The sequence below is a fragment of the Paenibacillus sp. cl130 genome (assembly GCF_900116035.1).
Taxonomy (GTDB): domain Bacteria; phylum Bacillota; class Bacilli; order Paenibacillales; family Paenibacillaceae; genus Paenibacillus; species Paenibacillus polymyxa_B.
Map to the genome: position 1 here is coordinate 81870 of NZ_FOYG01000008.1, position 19181 is coordinate 101050.

Consider the following 19181-nt stretch of genomic DNA (forward strand, 5'->3'; position numbering starts at 1 on the left):
AACTTGCCTTTCAGACAGATAGGCTGGCACTGCAAAAGAAGGAGCATTCATCCCCCTGGATTTTAAGAGGTATGAATGCTCCTTCCTGTTTGTCATCTTGTAATTATTAGTCCTATGACCGCAATAAGCGCAGGCCATTCAAAATGACAAGTAATGTGCTGCCTTCATGCCCAATAACCCCAAATGGCAGGGCTATATCTTGCACAAAGTTGCTGATCACAAGCAGCAAAATGACACTTACCGCGAAGATCATATTTTGTTTGACCACCCGCTGCGCCTTGCGCGCCAGTGCTATCGTCGGAGCAATCTCCTCGATTCCATCGTTCATCAGTACCACGTCAGCGACCTCTAGCGCTGCTCCGCTGCCATGCATCCCCATGCCTAGTCCTACGGTTGCCGCAGTCAACGCTGGAGCGTCATTCACACCGTCGCCGACCATGACGACATGCCCGTACTGCTCCCGCAGCATGCGAATATGGCTGACTTTGTCCTCCGGCATTAAGCCAGCATATACGGCGTCGACTCCGGCCTGCTCCGCGATCACAGCAGCCGTTTCTGGGCGGTCTCCGGTCAGCATGACGACCCAGATCCCCTGCGCTTGCAGGCGTTTCACGGACTCTTGGGCCTGCGGACGCAGCTCGTCGCGTAGTGCCAGCATCCCGGCAATCCGATCATCCGCGAGGATAATGGATACGGTTTTGCCCTCAGCTTCCAGCCGGGCCCGACTCTCCATCCACTGTGGCTCTGCCAGAGGACTAGGTCCATCCAGTACATTTGTACGACCGATTTTCCACTTCACCCCGCCTATGATGCCTTCCATCCCCCATCCGGTGAGTGCCTGCACTTGCTCGGTTGGGAGCAGCTCTCTCTGTCCCCATTCAGCTTCGGCTTTGGCTACAATCGCTCGCGCCAGCGGATGCAAAGAATAACTTTCGATTGTAGCGACAATGTGCAATAGCTCATCGGCATCGTATTCTGCGGCGGTAATCCAATCCGTGACGACAGGTGACCCCATCGTTAACGTGCCTGTTTTGTCAAAAGCAACAACAGAAGTCAATGCCATATTCTCCACATGTGCGCCACCTTTGAACAGGATGCCCCGCCGGGCACGGTTGGAAATGGCCGATAGCATCACTGGCATAATGGATGACACGAGCGCACAGGGTGAGGCCACGACGAGGAACACCATAGCCTTGTAGAACGCTGCTGCCCACGTCCAGCCTAATGCTATGGGTGCACCGGCAATGACGATCAGCGTGACAGCAACAACAATTCGAGCGTACACCGATTCGAACGTTTTAATAAACCGCTGGGAATCAGGAACTTCGGTCTGAGCCTCTTCCACCATACGAATGATTTTTGAAAATAAAGTGTCCTCCGAGGACTGACTAACCTCTACATATAGCACGCCTTCTCCATTAATGGTGCCGGCATATACTTCGTCACCTTCCACCTTATTTACCGGAACAGATTCCCCGGTAATAGATGCCTGATTCACTGCCGAAACGCCCTTGGAGATTCGCCCGTCCGCCGGAATCAGTTCGCCCGGCTTCACCAGCAGCAGGTCGCCTGGCAACAGCTGCTCAATGCCGACCGTTTCCGTCCCCTCGCGAGACAAGCGCAAAGCCGTTTCCGGCTTCAACGCCATGAGCTCAGAAATATCCTTACTACTACGCTCGGTGGTATAGCTCTCCAGCGCACCGCTGAGTGCAAAAATAAAGATCAGCATGGCTCCTTCATTCCAATAGCCAATGGCCGCAGCTCCTAGGGAGGCAGCGATCATGAGCAGATTAACATCCAGATCATGTTCTCGGATCAGTGTTTCGATCCCTTCTCTGGCTTTGGACCAGCCCCCAAGGGCGTAAGACACCACATACAGAATGACCGATAGCCATTGCCACCAATGTGAAATCCCCCATGCCATTAGCATCAGCAATCCACTACCTAGAGCAGCTTGCATCTCCTTGTTTTTCAGCATGCTTTTAAGCTGAAATTGCGGCTTGCGATTCGGACCGGGTCGTCCGCTGCCACTGTTTTTTGAAAGGGTTCGGTTAGAGGAAGACAATGTATCTTGTAATCGTTGAGCAGCTTGCATCATGTCACGTTCCTTTCCATATTTTGTTCCTTGTACTAGCATCTCATTGAGAATGATATCCATTGTTAAGTGCCTTAAAATAGCACATGCTGCTTCGGGAAGCCCGAAGCAGCATGTTTGGCAATGAGAATGATAATCATTTTTGCATCTATACAATTATTTTGGTTTAGTGAAACTTTTGTTTTATTATATACCTTTTCTTTTCCACTTGTAAACCAGTAATGGCCTAAATAAAAAAAGATACCCGCGCAAACACCGCAGGTATCCTCCCTATTTAAAGTATCCTATTCAGGATTTGCAAAATTCGATTCCAGTCGCTCCAAAGTGCAATATATAGACGAACTAGACCATTTCGATCTATATATTGTTCATTGAAAGTCGCTTATTGGATTTTTGCAAAATCCTCTATTACATGAATTCGGGTTATCTTCAGGCTAAAGGAAACTTCCACGCATGGTTGTGTGCAGTTCCTGAAGTGTGCTGACGATCTGCGGGCTGTTGCAGTTCCAAACGCGCAGCCGCAAGGCGTGCAGCGGGAACTGCTGTGTCCGGGCAAATGACCCCCGTCAGCTCATTCTCCCAGATCGAAATCCCTTCCAGAGACTGGTTAATTTCATCTATTGCTACCCATAAAGGAAGCTCGGGCTTTACACGCCGAACAGCCTCCATTATGCATTTTATCGTATCACTAGTATTCACATGACCATCGACACCGGATGGAATCAACTGATTCTCAGCCCTAATGTCATCGGATGGAGTTGGTATGACTTCTAAAATGATCGTATCGGCAAAGCGTGCCAGATCTGCAGCTTGAGCCACCTGCTTGATCTGTCGTGCGCCCACTTCGGACATGTTATTGGGGTTGGCTGACTCCCCCGACCGTGCGGCTGGCCTGTTCCCTGTTTGGCTTACGTTAGGCACCAAAGACGGATCAACTGTCAAAAGTACGCCTACCCGATATGGAATGCACCGAAGACGTTCGCATAAGGTCTGCTCCGCAACGCCGTCAATCCAGTCTCGGGTTGCCCGGAATTCGTCCACGTCAGCCGGATTGCGCACCATAATCTCCAGCTTGGGTTCCCCCCCCTGCCGCACGCTCCGTAACGCCGCACGCAGTAATGCCTCCAGCTGCATATCTTGCAGGCTTCCAAGACCCACTGCATTGTTTTGCTCAATTAGAGCTATAGTGAGTGGTGATCCGTTCAAAGACTCGAATAAGCCTTCATATTCTGTTTCCAGCAAACTGATAATTCGGCGGGACAAATGCTCACACAATCCAGGCAGGCCAGATGCCTGGTTAAAGGTTTTGTACGTGTCAGATGCACGAGAACCGGGAATAAGGATGGGATCGGGCTCCCCGTCAGGGGCATGAATCATCTGTCCAGACTCAGCTACGTCCAGATAGGCATAGCATAATTCCCCCACGCGGCCAGATGCCTGTGACAAGGGACCATGCAGAAGACTATAACCGTCAAAACTGCCTATTTCTGATGCTGTCTCTGTACTGATGCGACTCAAACTTGCAGGAGCATCGGCATAAATCCGTATGGAGGTACGCCTGTATTCATCGCTCCATTTTAGGAGTGTGCCCATTGCTTGCCCAATATCGTTGCTGTTATTCAGCATCGTTTCCCCAAGTAATTCCGGATTCGCAGCCATCAAAGCCTCCGCTCGACTGATTACGCCCTGCTCAGCTAAACCAACCAGCCAGCCCAACGGATCTTCCTCCTGCGTAGCAGATACTTCATGGCTGCCTGCCCTTAGCGTCTCCATAGCCAACCTCTGTGCAGCAGCCTCCGTACCCGACTCTGGAACTTTGAGATCCCGGCTGTTTTTGCCACCCAACAGCTCTGCGAATACATGCATCAGTTTAGCCTCCATGCTATTAATCCATCCTTTCTTCCGTCAGCAAGTTGGCACACACGAATTCGAGTACCCCTCCAAACAAAGAAAACGCTTACTCATTATGGAGCAACCGAATCTTACATGGGCCTTACCTGTAAAGCCCCTACCTTAACGTATTAGGCACGTCACACATTTATACATCTGGGCACAACCACCCTACATCCCAAAATAAATCTCTATACTGCTGGCACAAGACCACTCGAAAAAGGAACCTATAAAATAAACACCCCCGGTCTTCACAGGATGCCTATACATCCAATGCTAACCCAGGGGTGTTTATTTTTATTCGTAAGAACGAACCTTCAATACACGCATCACATTCAATACGGCTAGCAATGTTACACCTACATCGGAAAATACAGCCTCCCACATAGTAGCAATACCGAATGCTCCCAGCGTAAGAAACACAGCTTTGACGCCTAGCGCAAATATAATGTTTTGCCATACGATACGACGTGTGCGCTTAGCGATATGGATCGCCGTAACTAGCCTTGAAGGCTCGTCGTTCATGATTACGATATCTGCCGCCTCAATCGCAGCATCCGATCCCAAACCGCCCATCGCTACACCGACATCTGCCAGTGCCAGTACGGGTGTATCATTAATCCCATCGCCTACGAACAAAATTTTGTCGCTCGTTTTTTTACTTGCAGACAACTGCTCGATGGCTTCAGCTTTGTGTTGAGGTAACAGCTCTGCCCGTACTTCATCCAAACCCAGCTGTCGTCCTACAGCCTCGGCAACTGTCCGATTGTCACCCGTCAGCATGATGGTTTTCACCACACCCAACTTTTTCAGTGAAGCAACCGTTTGGGCTGCGTCTTCCTTAACCTCATCTGAAATCAGAATGCACCCAGCATACGTTCCGTCTACAGCCACATGTACGACCGTTCCTTCATCCAGCGTCCCTGCTTGCTGCGCCGCGTTAAAAACCACATGCTCCCGCTCCATCAGCTTGGCGTTCCCGGCCGATACCAGACGACCATCTATTTGTGCCTGAATCCCGTGACCCGATATTTCACTATATTGCTGAACTCGGTCTGCTCTGAGTTCTTTACCGTAGGATTCACGCAAAGACGCAGCAATAGGGTGTGTGGAATGCAGCTCAGCCAAAGCGGCGGTTTCGAGCAAGCTTTCGTTTGTAAAATCTCCGGCAGGATAAATCCCTGTTACACGGAAAACACCTTTGGTGAGTGTGCCCGTTTTATCGAAAACAGCGTATTTCACATGATTCAGAGCTTCAAGATAGTTCCCGCCCTTGATCAGAATACCTGAACGGGAGGCTGCCCCGATTCCCCCAAAGAAGCCCAGTGGAATGGATACTACCAGCGCACAAGGACAAGAAATAACGAGGAAAACAAGCGCACGGTATACCCAATCTGCAAATTGTGCACCTGGCACAACAAGCGGTGGAACAACCGCCAACAACAGCGCTACAATAACCACTACTGGAGTATAGTATCTGGAAAATTTCGTGATAAACTTTTCAGTCGGCGCTTTTTTGGCACTCGCATTTTGCACTAATTCCAAAATTTTAGAGACCGCGGATTCACTAAATTCTTTGATAACCTCTACCGTTAGAAGTCCGTTCGTATTGATAAATCCACTCAACACACTGCTTCCCGGCTCTACAGTACGAGGCACCGATTCACCAGTCAACGCAGAGGTATCCACATGCGATTTACCATCTATAACTTTACCATCCAGCGGGATCTTCTCGCCCGGCTTAATTACAATCAAATCCCCAATGCGAACGTCTTCTGGGGACACTCTCCGTACGGACTCAGCCGTCTTCAGGTTGGCATAGTCCGGTCTAATATCCATCAGATCACTGATGGACTTACGTGAACGGTTAACTGCAATGCCTTGAAACAGCTCTCCGATTTGATAAAAGAACATGACAGCTACGCCTTCCGGGTATTCCCCAATCGCAAATGCACCCACAGTAGCCAGCGTCATCAGGAAGTATTCGTCAAAGGCCATTCCACGCACCAGGCTGCGCGCAGCCTGCAAGACAACATCACCGCCAACGATGATATATGCCAGTAAAAATAGGGCCAGCTTGCCTACACCTTCGACAGGTAACCACCAGGCAACAGCCGCAACGACCGCACCAATAGCCAAACGCGCAATCATGCGGCGCATACCGTCCGTACCGTGATCATGCGTATGTCCAGCGTGGCCATCATCTCCATGCGAATGTGAATGAGCGTGGGTGGCTTCACCATGTTCGTGCTCTGCATGGTGGTTGTGATGCTCGTGTCCATGATCGCCGTGGTTGTGTCCATCGTGCGTATGGGCTTGCTTGCCATGTGCTCCATGATGATGACCAGCGTGGCTGTGAGCCGCATGTTGCCCGACCTCGTGTGTATGCCCTTCACCTTCACCATCATGCTCATGACCGCATGCACAATCCTCTGTGCAGTCTGACTGTACTGCACCAGCATTGCTTCGACTATCTTCACGCAGGCGTCCACGAGCATTTTTTACCACCATCCGAACATGTGGCTCAAGTCTGTGAACCTTCCGTTCAGTCTGGCGAAAAATCTCTTCTTTTTGATCCGAACTTGTGGTCATCGTCAACGTTTTCGTAACAAAATTGACCGAGCAATCCAGGACCCCTTCTATTTTACTGACTCCATTTTCAATCTTTAGAGCACAGTTGGCGCAATCCAAACCTTCCAAAATCCATTCATGCCGTTCCGTTCTTTTTAGAGCATCCATAATCATCGGCCTCCAATTAACTATATATGAGCAACTGTTCATATATTATTTGTTAAGGCCATTATATTCAGGATCAGGGTCAAAAGTCAATGACTCTAGCCCCTTTTTAACAAAAAAATCGACTTCAACGGACAAACGCCAAAAGAGCGCCAATCACTTGGCGCCCTACTGTTGTTTTATTCCAAAAAATCATTGATGTGATATGTGCTGATGGGTTTGCAAAAAGATCTGCTCCACATGATTATCATCCAGTGAATAAAACACCGTCTTGCCTTCCTTGCGTCGTTTGACAATACGCAGGTTGCGCAAATAGCGAAGCTGGTGGGATACCGCAGATTGTCCCATGTTCAACACCTGGGTCAGATCATGAACACACAATTCTTTTTGTGCCAGGGCATAAATCAGCTTAATCCGTGTCGGGTCACCCAGTGCTTTAAACAGCTCCGACATTTTGTATGCGATGGAATCCTCGACAAGGGAAGATTTTATGCGCTCGATTTCCTGATCTGAACCGTGACAAGCCGGCTCGCAATCCAAAGCTTCCGTTTCAGAATTCATCCTTTTCACCCCGTGTATTTCGACTTGATGCTTCTATTATAGCAAATTCGTAGAGTTTACGAATAGCTTATATTACAGCTTGCCCTGTAACAGAAAACTTCCAAGTTTCAATGCTTGCCTAACACTATAGCTTTACACGACATAAAGCTTAATTCAACGTCTTTAATACTTCATCACTGTAAGGAATAATTTCTTCTATTTGTTGATCACGTAACTTCACCGCAAACGCTGGATCAACCAACAAAGCACGCCCAACCGCAACCAGATCAGCTTCCTCTCGTTCTACTTGCCCCACGAGTTGTTCTAATCTTGCCTCTACACTACTGGATTGATCGGTTTGACGATTATTATTTTTTTCCAAATCACTCAAAAAGGCCTTCTCCAAACCAATCGAGCCCACAGTAATAACTGGCTTGCCTGTTATCTTTTTGGTCCAAGCTGCCAGGTTTAGATCAGACCCTTCAAATTCTGGTTCCCAAAAACGGCGGCTTGAGCAATGGAATATATCCACCCCGGCCTTCACTAATGGAGTGAGAAACTGTTCAAGTTCCTGTGGTGTCTGTGCCAGCTTTTCTTCATAGTGATACATCTTCCACTGGGAGAATCGCAGTACAATTGGGAAATTCGGCCCCACTGCACGACGGCAAGCCTCAATGACCTCCACCGCAAACCGAGTACGCTGGACCAAATTGCCTCCGTATTGATCGGTACGCTTATTCGTTTTGTCCCAGAAAAATTGATCGATTAAATAGCCATGTGCTCCATGAAGCTCAATACCGTCAAACCCCACTCGCTGGGCATCGGCAGCGGCCTGAGCATAAGCGGAGATAATATCCGCAATCTCAGCCTCCGTCAATGGCTCGACCACCTTTTCACCAGCGGGAGAAATACCGGACGGACCGACAGGCAATACCTCGGGATTCGGTTGATTATCTGCACCTATTTTACGGGCCGTACCCACATGCCAGAGCTGCGGTATAATCTTGCCACCTACCGCATGAACCTCCTCAACTACCTTGGCCCATCCCTCTAATCCCTCTCCATAAAAATTAGGAATGCTTGTGTGCTCCACAGCTGCAGGATGATTAATAGCAGTGCCCTCCGTAATAATCAATCCAACTGCATTTTCCGCACGGCGACGATAATACGCGGCCACTTCAGGCCCTGGAATACCTTGAGGAGAAAAATTCCGTGTCATAGGCGCCATAACAATCCGATTGGGAAGAGATAAATTACCTGCCTTAAAAGGTTTAAACAGTAATTCTGTGTTCATTAATTTTCCCTCCGCTCTCTACTAGTATTATCGTTTTCACTCTACTGTTATACAATTCCATTTTACACATATGTAAACTTGAGTTCAAGAAGCCACAGTTTTAATTTTAATAAGCTACACAAAAAAAGAAGAAGCGGCTCTAAGTCCGCTTCTTCTTTCCTAATTCGTTTGTACTTGAGTGATTTTGCAAAAATCCTGACTTATTAGTGTGCTACCATGTTGTATTCCATAATCCATACAGAACCACCAACAATGGTCAACAGGATAACTACCCCGAAAATCAAAGTCATGACATTCCAGCGTGGTCCATTGCTTTCACGAATGTGCATGAAGAAGAAAAGCTGAACCAGAAATTGCAGCACTGCCGCGGCTAAAATAACAACCATGGTCGAAGTGCGGCTCAACATATGATTCATAACCACACCGAGAGGAATGATGGTCAGTACGATGGACAGAATAAACCCGATAACATAGGATTTCACTGAACCGTGAGAATCATCATGACCATGCGAACCCGCTCCTGTTTGATGCTGTGCCATCTACATCACCCCCATCAAATAGACGACTGTCAGCAAGAAGATCCAGACAGCGTCCAAAAAGTGCCAGTACAAGCTCAATGCCGAAACTTTGCCCTTCGTCTCTGGTGTAAGCCCGCGTTTCTTCAACTGGAACATGAGTCCAATCATCCAAACCAGACCTAACGAAACGTGAAGTCCATGCGTTCCGACTAAAGTGAAGAATGCCGACAAGAACGCGCTGGTTCCAAAATTGGCTCCTTCGTGTACCAACTCAACAAACTCGTAAACCTCAAAACCGATAAAACCAAGACCCAGGATCGCCGTCACGATTAACCAGTTAATTAATCCCTTCATGCTTCCTTTGTTCATGGCCAACACAGCCAGACCACTTGTGAAGCTGCTCGTGAGCAAGAGGAACGTTTCAATAATAACGCCCGTCATGTTAAACAGCTCTGCGCCACCCGGTCCTCCGGCTGTGTTGTTCCGAAGGACGACGAAGGTTGCGAACAAGGTACTGAACAGGATTACGTCCGTTACGAGGAAGATCCAAAAACCAAGCATCTTCAATTCTTGCGGATCGTGATGCCCGTGGTCATGATCATGGCTTTGGTGTGCTGCAGCTTGTGCCATTATACAGACCCCCTTATTGCCGCTTCCGTGCGTTTTACTTCATCCGCAGGGATATAGTAGTCGCCATCATAGGAGAAGAACGAACGGCAAATCATACAAATTGCCACACCGATCAGTCCTGGAATATAGAAGAACGACCATCCGAATACGAACCCGAAACCTGCAATGAAAAAGAATACCGACATAATGAATGGAATCGCCGAGTTCTTCGGCATATGAATCGCTTCAATTGGCGGCTGCTTTCTGAAAATACCTTTTGCACGTTTATCTTTTTCTGCCCACCAGTCATCCCGTTCTTCTACTTGTGGAATGGTAGCAAAATTGTACTCCGGTGCAGGTGAAGGAATCGACCATTCCAACGTATGGCCACCCCAAGGGTCGCCTGTTGTATCCTTCAGCTTACGATAATTCTTGATGCCCAGAAGAATTTGAAGAACCTGGAACAAGAAACCAATCCCCATCAGGAATGCCCCAACGGTCGAAACGAGATTAAGCGGCTGCCAGCCGGTATCCCAGCCATAAGTGCTCAGACGACGCGTCATACCCATCAGACCCAGAGAATATTGCGGAATAAAACATACATAGAAACCGATGTTCCAGAACCAGAAAGCCCATTTACCAGGCGTTTCAGGTAATGTGAAACCGAACATTTTAGGCCACCAATAGTACAGACCTGCCAAGTAACCGAACACTACACCACCAATCAGAGCGGAGTGAAAGTGAGCGATCAGGAAGTAACTGTTATGGAACTGGAAGTCAGCAGGCGCTACAGACAACATGACGCCCGTCAAACCAGCAATCAAGAAGTTAGGAATAAAAGCAATTGACCACATCATAGGGGTCTTGAATGTAATCTTACCCCGATACATCGTGAACAACCAGTTAAATACTTTAACCCCTGTTGGTATTGCGATAACCATCGTCGAAATCGCAAAGAATGCATTAACATCTGCGCCTGATCCCATCGTGAAGAAGTGATGCGCCCAGGTGAAGAAGGACAAGATCGCAATAATGAACATGGCGTAAACCATGGACTTGTATCCAAACAATTTCTTTTTGGAGAATACACTGATGACCTCGGAATAAATACCGAAAGCCGGCAAAACTACAATGTATACCTCAGGGTGACCCCACATCCAGATCAAGTTGATATACATCATCGGATTACCGCCGAAATCAAGCGTAAAGAAGTGTCCTCCTCCAAAGCGGTCAAGGAATAGCAAGGCTAAAGTAACCGTCAGAATTGGAAACGCGAAAATGATAATAACACATGATGAAAATACGGACCACGTAAAGACAGGAATCTTCATCCAAGTCATACCAGGTGCACGCATTTTAATGATAGTAACAATAAAGTTGATCCCTGTAGCCAATGAACCTATACCCGAAATCTGAATACCCCAGATATAGAAGTTCTGACCAACGCCGGGACTAAATTGCATTTCTGAAAGCGGTGGATAACTCAACCAACCTGCATCTGGCGAACCGCCGATAACGAAGGACAGGTTGAACAACATCGCTCCCATAAAGAAAAGCCAGAAGCTCAATGCGTTCAGGAAAGGGAACGCAACGTCGCGCGCACCAATTTGAAGTGGTACGGCAATGTTAAACAAACCAAACATCAACGGCATCGCCATAAACAAGATCATGATCGTGCCATGTGTTGTAAAAATCTGGTTGTAATGCTCAGGATGCAGTAGTGTAACATCCGGTGTAGCAAGTTGAACACGCATCAATAATGCATCCACGCCTCCGCGGAATAACATCAAGATGGCCGCAAGAATATACATAATACCGACTTTTTTATGGTCAACGGTAGTCAACCAGTTTTTCCAAAGCCAGCCCCATTTTTTGAAATAAGTGAGCACAAACACGATCCCGATCGTTGCTAGTGCGATGGAAACGTCCGCTCCATAGATCATCGGGTCTCCAGTAACGAAGAAAGTGGATGCAAACTCTTTTATTTTGTCAAGCATTGGGGGCCTCCTTCCCTGTAATCATTTAATGGTGTCCGCTCATATTCATATGACTCATGTCCATTGCAGCTTCATCTTCTGTATCGGACTTGGAAGAACCTTCTGTGGATGTGTGTCCGCCATGTCCAGCATGCGGGTTAGAAGCGCCATCCACTACATACTTGCTTACAATGTCTTGGAACAAGCCATCTGGAATTGAAGAATACTCATCAGGTTGGGACAAACCTGGTTTTGCAAGCGCCAAATAGCCGTCTTTCGTCAGCGGCTTAGACTGCTTCTTGATGTTAGCGACCCAGTTTTTGTACTCTTCATCCGACTGAACCTCTACATCAAAACGCATTTGTCCAAAATGCTCACCGCTAAAGTTTGCACCCGAACCAAAGTATGTTCCTTCGTGGTCGGCCTGCAAATGCAGTTTCATTGCCATGCCTGACATGGTGTAGATCTGACCGCCCAATTGCGGAATCCAGAACGAGTTCATCGGGGCGTCGGCAGTCAGTTCAAAACGGACTGGAACACCTTTAGGAATGTGAATTTCATTGACTGTAGCAATACCTTCTTCAGGGTACATAAAGAGCCATTTCCAGTCCAGTGAAGTCACTTGAATGGTTACTGGCTTTTGTGTACTTGCCAACGGCTTGGAAGGCTCCAGCAAGTAGGTATATCTCGCAGTTATAACCGCAAGAATGCAGATAACGATGATTGGAATAGCCCACCATACGGTCTCCAGCTTTTTGCTGTCATCCCAATGAGGTTGGTACTTGGCTTTGTTATCCGGTGCGTCGCGATATCGCCAAATGATGAAAAAAGTCAAAATCATGACCGGTACAATCAGCAGTGCAGCCATAGACGTTGAAAGAATGATCAGCTCTTTTTGTGCTTGCCCAATAGGTCCTTTTGGATCGAAAACAACGTATTTTCCGCCAGCATAAAAACACGTCCAAATGAGCAATGCTACCGTGAGCACGGTCAAAACCAACGCAATAATCGCTTTTGGTTTTTTGTTCATGTTGTTCCCCTCTCCTTAAATAATAAATTACTCAAAACTTACGAACTCCTGTAATGTTGCCCTTATATAAGATAGCAGAAAAGCGGCCACTTTTTTTATTGTTAACAGAATTGTCGATTATTTGTCCGTTTTTTGTGAAAAACATCTCTAAAAATAAAATTTCTCTTGCAAATTCAAAATTTCTTATTAATACAAAGATGACATAATAAAAACGTTATTTGTGTATCTTAAAGAAGTTATATTAAAGAAAAAAGGGGACTCCTTACAGTTATCATCCTACACTGCTCGAAGCCCCACATTGTTGTTTTCGGTATATATTGCTTTAATCATTTTTAAATTGTATTAACTGCGGCCGTTTTCCTGGTCTTCTTTCTTGCGTGCAATGACAAATGATTTCCCAACTAGAAAAATAAAAATCCCGGCAACAACGCAGCCAATACCTGTCATTAAATATATATTTCGATCAGTTAAATTACCTATATCAAGCAAAATAAGGATAATTCCTGCAATACAGGCGATCCAAGCGATAACAGATACCGTGCGGCTCATTTGGTTATCATTTGATCCTGATTTCCTAACATTCGAAGCCATACCCTCCACTCCCTCTGGTTTAAAATGGTTTAAAACGCCCTCGTCAGGTATTTTTTTCAGTATGCACACTTCTTATTTTTTTATTCCTGCTGTCTCTACATACTTGAAACAACCTGCATTCATCTTGGTTATTATTACCCCAGAGGGCCTCCTATTCAAACAAAAGGGAGCAGAGACAGGCGTAAATCTGCTTTATTTTCAAAACATCTCTTCGTTTAACGTCTGGTCTCCAACCAGTTATTACTTACTACATTTCGATACCAATAGTAACTTTCCTTCGGGGTGCGGACCTGTGTGCGGAAATCGACATGAATCATGCCAAATCTCATATTATATCCCTCTGCCCACTCAAAATTGTCCATAAGTGACCATGCCATATATCCTTTGACATGAAGGCCGTCATGAATAGCCCGGTGTACCTGCACCAAATGCTGCTGCATATACGAAATACGACGGTCATCCTGAACCTTGCCATTCACGACATCATCGTTGATGCAAGCCCCATTCTCTGTGATATAAATATCGAGGTTACCGTATTTTTGCAAATAATGCAGTACCTCGTACAGCCCACGCGACTCCACTGGCCAACCGATATCCGTTACAGGTAGCCCCATATTGATTTCTTCAGATTGAAGAAACCCGGCTTCAGGATTAAAACGATTAACTGACATAGCATAGTAATTGATACCGATCATATCAATAGGCTCGCCGATAATATCCATATCCCCATCCTGAATAGGCACGGTGGCTCCCTGCTCCGCAAACCAGTCTACCAAAAACTGAGGATACGAGCCTTGATAAATAGGTTGAAGAAACCAGTCACTGTGCAGGGAAATGGTGCGCGCACAAGCGGCTTTATCTTCCTCAGATGTGCTGTAAGGAACAGCCCAGGAGACATTGGGAGCGATACCGATCTGGCCACTGGTGCCCAGCTCGCGGAAGCGGCGCACAGAAAGACCATGCGCAACTAGCAAATGATGTCCTACATCAATGGCTGTCTGAAGATTGGTCAGACCCGGGGCATGAACACCCAGCATATTGGATAAAAAGGCGATGCACCACGGTTCATTGAATGTTAGCCAATGGTGTATTTTACCGTGAAACTCGCGGAACATCGTTTCTGCAAACTGGACAAATGCTTGAATCGTGCGACGATTCTCCCAGCCTCCAGCATCCTGAAGCGCTTGAGGCAGATCCCAATGGTACAGTGTACAAAACGGTTCAATCCCATTTTCGTTCAACAAATCGACTACGCGATGATAATAGTCCAATCCTTCTTGATTGACTTCACCGTCACCATTGGGAAATATACGCGGCCAGGACACTGAAAAACGGTATGTACGAATGCCCAGCTCCTTCATTAGGCGGATATCTTCCTCGTAGCGATGATAGCTGTCACAAGCTACATTGCCGTTATCACCGTTGAATACTTTGCCAGGCGTATGGGCAAAGGTATCCCAGATCGACAAACCTCTCCCATCCTCCTCATAAGCTCCCTCGATTTGATAGGCTGCCGTCGCGGTCCCCCACATGAAGTCCTGCGGAAATTGAAAAATGGTCATAATGTCTCTTCCTCTCCTTTAATTATAATCGTATGTCCGTTCGTTATTTCCTGCTCTTTGGTAAAAATCCATGACAAAATGAATCCTCCATGCTCAGGATCAGGCAGAGCCTGACGGGCATCAGCGCTAAACGGATGTGCACTGCGAATCGTGCAGCTTCCTGCTGAGATGGATGTGGCCAGTTCAGCACGGACAAGCCGGGAACCGGACCATTCCATACCGACCGTCATCCCGCCATGTCCCTTCAATCCACTGACCCGTCCCTCCGACCAGGCCGTTGGCAGGGCAGGCAGTAACGTCAGCTCTCCCGGACGGCTTTGTAGCAGCATTTCTGCGATCCCCGCCGCCGCACCAAAATTACCGTCGATCTGAAAAGGCGGGTGAGCGTCGAATAAATTAGGATAGGTCGATCGCGACAGCAACGTGCGAACATACCGATGTGCGGCATCGCCATCTTCCAGTCGAGCATACAGGTTAATCAACCAGGCACAGCTCCATCCGGTGTGCCCACCACCGTGATCAAGCCGTCGACGCAGCGATATACGGGCCGCCTCAGCCAGCTCCGGGGTATCACGGATGTGAATTTGTCGACCGGGGTACAACCCATATAGATGCGAGACATGCCGATGCCCAGGCTCCGCTTCCTCAAAATCGACAAACCATTCCTGTAACTGACCGTGACGGCCAATTTGATAGGGCATTAACCTGTCCCGTGTCTCCTCGCAGCGGTTGCGGAACTCATCGTCTAATTCCAGCAGGTCCGCAGCTTGAATGCAGTTACCCAACAGCTCCCGAATCAGCGTCATATCCATGGTGGAGCCCATAGATATACTGCATTCCTCGCCGTCCGGCGTTTTGAATTTATTTTCAGGTGATGTGGATGGGGATGTCACAAGCCAACCCTCCGGGCCTTCCACGAGCCAGTCCATGCAAAAGGCTGCCGCCCCCTTCATGAGTGGATAAGCTTGTTCTGCCAAATAGGCTGTATCCAGGGTAAACAGATAGCGCTCCCATAGATGGGCGGTCAGCCATACACCCCCAAGCGGCCAAAACGCCCAACTGGCATGGCCCCCTGAAGGTCCAGCGTATCTCCACACATCTACATTGTGATGAGCTGCCCACCCTTGAGCACCATAATGGTTGGAGGCTACCCTCCGTCCCGTGCGAGCAACTTCTCCAATCATGTGCAGCAATGGTTCATGGCACTCGGCAAGATTGCATACCTCTGCGGGCCAATAGTTCATCTGAGTATTAATATTGGTTGTATAATTACTGTTCCATGGCGGCTGCACCCGGTCATTCCAGATGCCCTGAAGATTGGCAGGCTGACTCCCCGGACGCGAGCTGCCCATGAGCAAATAGCGGCCATACTGAAATAACAGCACCTCCAGCCCCGGGTCGTCCTGACCTTTCTGATAACGTTCTAATCGCAGATCGGTCGGTAGAACGGAGTCGTCGGTTAAAGTATCACCTCTCAGTTCTAATACAACGCGGTCAAACAGCTTTCGGTGATCCTGTTCATGGCGTTGCCGCACCTGCTCCCTTCCCAGCGAAATTGCTTCATCTAAAATGACTTGACATGCTTCTGCTGACTCCGTTGCATCACTATTCGGCATAGCGTGAAATCCCTGAAATCCGGTAGCTGCTGCCAAATACACCGTGATTTTATCCGCGCCTGAGATGATCAGTGCTCCATCAGCACCCTTCGTCAAGGTTCCTCCCTCGGGAATAACCCTCGCCTGAACTGCGAAAGCCATCCCCAAATCATTTTCATAAACAACAGACTGTGGATGATCGCCGTGATAATTAGATTCCACATGACTGGGCGCTCGTCCAGTCAACGTAATAAAGTCCCCGGACGGCTCCTCGGATGGATCGTCCTCCTTATCGCTATCCCATTTGGATGAATCACCAAAATGTATATCCTCTCCAACCTCGTCTTCACAAGGATGGAGGGAAGTGATGCGCACGGATGCATGGATCTTCCCAAGCTTATTCGCAGTCAGTGACACCATCATGACTCCATCTGGCGCACTGGCGATAACTTCACGGGTATAGCAAACTGCATCACTCTGAAAAGTGACCGCTGCCGTTCCGGTCAGCAAATCCAGTTCCCGTTCATAATGCGCTATTTCCCCTAGACCCTCCTGCGTAATCCACAAATCTCCCAAAGGCTGATAGGCTTCCGTATCGCGACCTAGCATATTCGCATTAATCAGTTGTTCCGCTTCCTTGTATTTTCCATCTGCAATCAGCTTTCTGACAGGCTGCAAATATCGCAATGCATCATACTGAACGCCGTCTCTGGGAAATCCGGACCAGAGCGTATCCTCGTTTAATTGCAAATGCTCCTCTCTGATTCCGCCAAATACCATAGCTCCCAGTCTTCCATTGCCGACTGGCAATGCTTCCTCCCATACCTCAGCAGGCTGGCGATACCATAAACGCAGGGACTGTGGTCTTTCGCTTTTCGTCACATCAAACCCTCCCCTATCAAGATCAAACAGAGCGCTAATCCCGTATGGACCACAAGGACAAGCGCTCTGTCATTCCGGCATTCAAAATTTCGTTAAAAGCAGTCAGCTATTTAGAAGCCTTGCCACTCCATAACTCCACTCTGTCCTTCACCAGTTGCGTGTATTGCTGTTCCATTTGGACAGCTCCGGCGGCATCCAGTTCTTTAATCATGTTGTCGTATACCGTATCAAAATTGGAAGCCGGTGCTAAAATAGCTTCCGGTATACGTTTGCGGATAATGTCTGTCGTTTTTTTGAATGTAACGTTATAGCTGGATTCATTGTCTGTTGTCAGATTATAGGCTGCGCCCCAAGGCTTTACATCAAATTCTTTCTTGTCCGGGAACAGATCTTTCCACGTTTTTACGCCATACGCTTTAAGTGATTCTTTCTCCGGCTTCGAATAAGCCGCAATAATTTGTTCCGGGAATTTGGCAGTATAGTAGTTACCTGTAGGGTCCTTCACGCCGTCACCATAGTGTCCGCTGATGAGCGTGTACAAATCTATACCCGTAGATTTATTGAAGTTGGTTGTATTGTTCGTTTTTTGTTCCAGTACATCAGCAGGAATGACACGTTTGCCGTCTTTAATTTCATAATGCTTGCCTTCGATCCCCCAGTTCACTAGCACCTGTCCTTCATCGGAAGCTAAATAATCAAGGAATTTAATAGCCCGCACCGGGTCCTTGCAATTCTCTGTAATACCTACTCCATAACCGGACGTGAAGCCCGTATCCTGAAAGGAACGATCCTTGTATTCCTCCGAAAGTGTAACTGGAAAATGCGCGTAGCTGGATTCGGATTTACCTGACGCTTTTAACGCATTTTCGGCATCCTGATAACCCCACTCCTGGTCGATCAGACCGAGGACACGGCCGCTGGCAATTTTGGATTTGTATTGATCACTTTTTTGCACAAATGAATCTTTATCGAGCAGTCCTTCATTGTACATGTGGTTCAACCAACGGAAATATTCCTTTTCTTCCGGACGTTTGTAATGAAGCTTCGCTTCAAATGTTTTGGGATCAATAAAATATTCACCATCATCCGGCGCTCCAGTCGTCTGGAAGGCAGGATTCGTTACGGTAATCATAATTCTCCAGTCGTCTGCATCCAACGTGAGTGGGATCGTTTTTTTGCCATTGATCGTCGGATGTTTGGCTGCATAGGTTTTGAGTACGTTTTCATAATCCTGTAGCGTTCTTACCTTTGGATATCCTAGCTCCTTGAGCACCTTATGCTGAATTTCAAATCCCCCCGTCGCGTCAAAACTCTCCTGTCCCACACCTGCATACGTAGGAAGGACATAAATGGATTGATCTTTATTACTGTATTTCAAACGATCCATATAGGGTCCATATAGCTTTTTGAGATTGGGTGCATGATCGTTGATCAGATCTGTCAGATCAATCATGGCCCCCGCATCCACAAGCTTGTTAATATTCGCTTTAGGAGAAACCAAGTCCGGGTATTCTCCACTTGCTGCCATCAAAGCAATTCGGTCATCTCCACCTCCACCGCTGACATCAAATTCCGCATTCAAGGTTACACCTGTTTTTTTGGTGATTTCCTTGCCTATTTCATCCTTCATTCCGTTCCATTGTGGGCTTGTATCTGCTCCGAAGAAGCTAAACGTAATCGGGTCTGTGCCGCTGGATGTGCCTTCCTTCGCTGCTTTATCGCTTCCTCCACAACCTGCGAGTGCGGTAAGGGACACCGCGAGCAAGGGAATCAGTGCAAATCTGGACCAGTGTTTTTTCATGTATAAATCCTCCTATATTCCTATGATGACTTCTCCTGCAAATAACTGCTATTTTACTACCG

The 19181-nt window shown here is 47.5% G+C and carries 13 protein-coding genes; all 13 read right to left on the minus strand.

The genetic code is table 11. The annotated features are described in order from the left end of the window. Window positions 1-112 precede the first annotated feature (112 nt). Window positions 113-2095, minus strand: coding sequence for a heavy metal translocating P-type ATPase (locus tag BM358_RS20570; protein ID WP_305728700.1), 1983 nt, complete (start codon window positions 2093-2095; stop codon window positions 113-115). A gap of 429 nt (window positions 2096-2524) precedes the next feature. After that, window positions 2525-3976, minus strand: a complete 1452-nt coding sequence (locus BM358_RS20575) for an aldolase/citrate lyase/malate synthase family protein (RefSeq protein ID WP_023990323.1) — start codon at window positions 3974-3976, stop codon at window positions 2525-2527. Window positions 3977-4282: 306 nt separating this feature from the next. Then, window positions 4283-6724: a heavy metal translocating P-type ATPase gene (locus BM358_RS20580; protein WP_028541822.1), complete on the minus strand. Its 2442-nt coding sequence runs from the start codon at window positions 6722-6724 to the stop codon at window positions 4283-4285. 189 nt (window positions 6725-6913) lie between these two features. Next, on the minus strand, window positions 6914-7282 hold the full coding sequence (locus BM358_RS20585; protein ID WP_007432172.1) for an ArsR/SmtB family transcription factor: 369 nt from the start codon (window positions 7280-7282) through the stop codon (window positions 6914-6916). 148 nt (window positions 7283-7430) lie between these two features. Next, complete coding sequence (locus BM358_RS20590; RefSeq protein ID WP_028541821.1) at window positions 7431-8555, minus strand: NADH:flavin oxidoreductase; 1125 nt, start codon at window positions 8553-8555, stop codon at window positions 7431-7433. Between the two features lie 203 nt (window positions 8556-8758). Then, window positions 8759-9094 carry a cytochrome o ubiquinol oxidase subunit IV gene (gene cyoD, locus BM358_RS20595; RefSeq protein ID WP_023990326.1) on the minus strand — a complete coding sequence of 112 codons (336 nt, stop codon included), beginning with the start codon at window positions 9092-9094 and terminating at the stop codon, window positions 8759-8761. After that, the gene (gene cyoC / locus BM358_RS20600) at window positions 9095-9703 is read right to left on the minus strand and encodes a cytochrome o ubiquinol oxidase subunit III (protein ID WP_023990327.1); all 609 of its coding nucleotides are present in this window, start codon (window positions 9701-9703) and stop codon (window positions 9095-9097) included. Beyond that, a complete protein-coding gene (locus BM358_RS20605) occupies window positions 9703-11679 on the minus strand; it encodes a cbb3-type cytochrome c oxidase subunit I (protein ID WP_023990328.1) in 1977 nt (658 codons plus the stop codon). Before BM358_RS20605 ends, cyoC begins: the two co-directional genes overlap by 1 nt. Before the next feature lie 25 nt (window positions 11680-11704). Further along, the gene (cyoA, locus tag BM358_RS20610) at window positions 11705-12688 is read right to left on the minus strand and encodes a ubiquinol oxidase subunit II (RefSeq protein WP_023990329.1); all 984 of its coding nucleotides are present in this window, start codon (window positions 12686-12688) and stop codon (window positions 11705-11707) included. Between the two features lie 342 nt (window positions 12689-13030). Next, window positions 13031-13279 (minus strand): hypothetical protein, encoded by a 249-nt coding sequence (locus BM358_RS20615; protein WP_013311984.1) that lies wholly within the window; start codon window positions 13277-13279, stop codon window positions 13031-13033. Window positions 13280-13494: 215 nt separating this feature from the next. Continuing rightward, window positions 13495-14841 carry a GH1 family beta-glucosidase gene (locus BM358_RS20620; protein WP_025721514.1) on the minus strand — a complete coding sequence of 449 codons (1347 nt, stop codon included), beginning with the start codon at window positions 14839-14841 and terminating at the stop codon, window positions 13495-13497. After that, complete coding sequence (locus tag BM358_RS20625) at window positions 14838-17318, minus strand: glycoside hydrolase family 95 protein (RefSeq protein WP_028541820.1); 2481 nt, start codon at window positions 17316-17318, stop codon at window positions 14838-14840. Before BM358_RS20625 ends, BM358_RS20620 begins: the two co-directional genes overlap by 4 nt. Before the next feature lie 106 nt (window positions 17319-17424). Beyond that, window positions 17425-19119 (minus strand): ABC transporter substrate-binding protein, encoded by a 1695-nt coding sequence (locus BM358_RS20630; protein WP_023990332.1) that lies wholly within the window; start codon window positions 19117-19119, stop codon window positions 17425-17427. Window positions 19120-19181 lie beyond the last annotated feature (62 nt).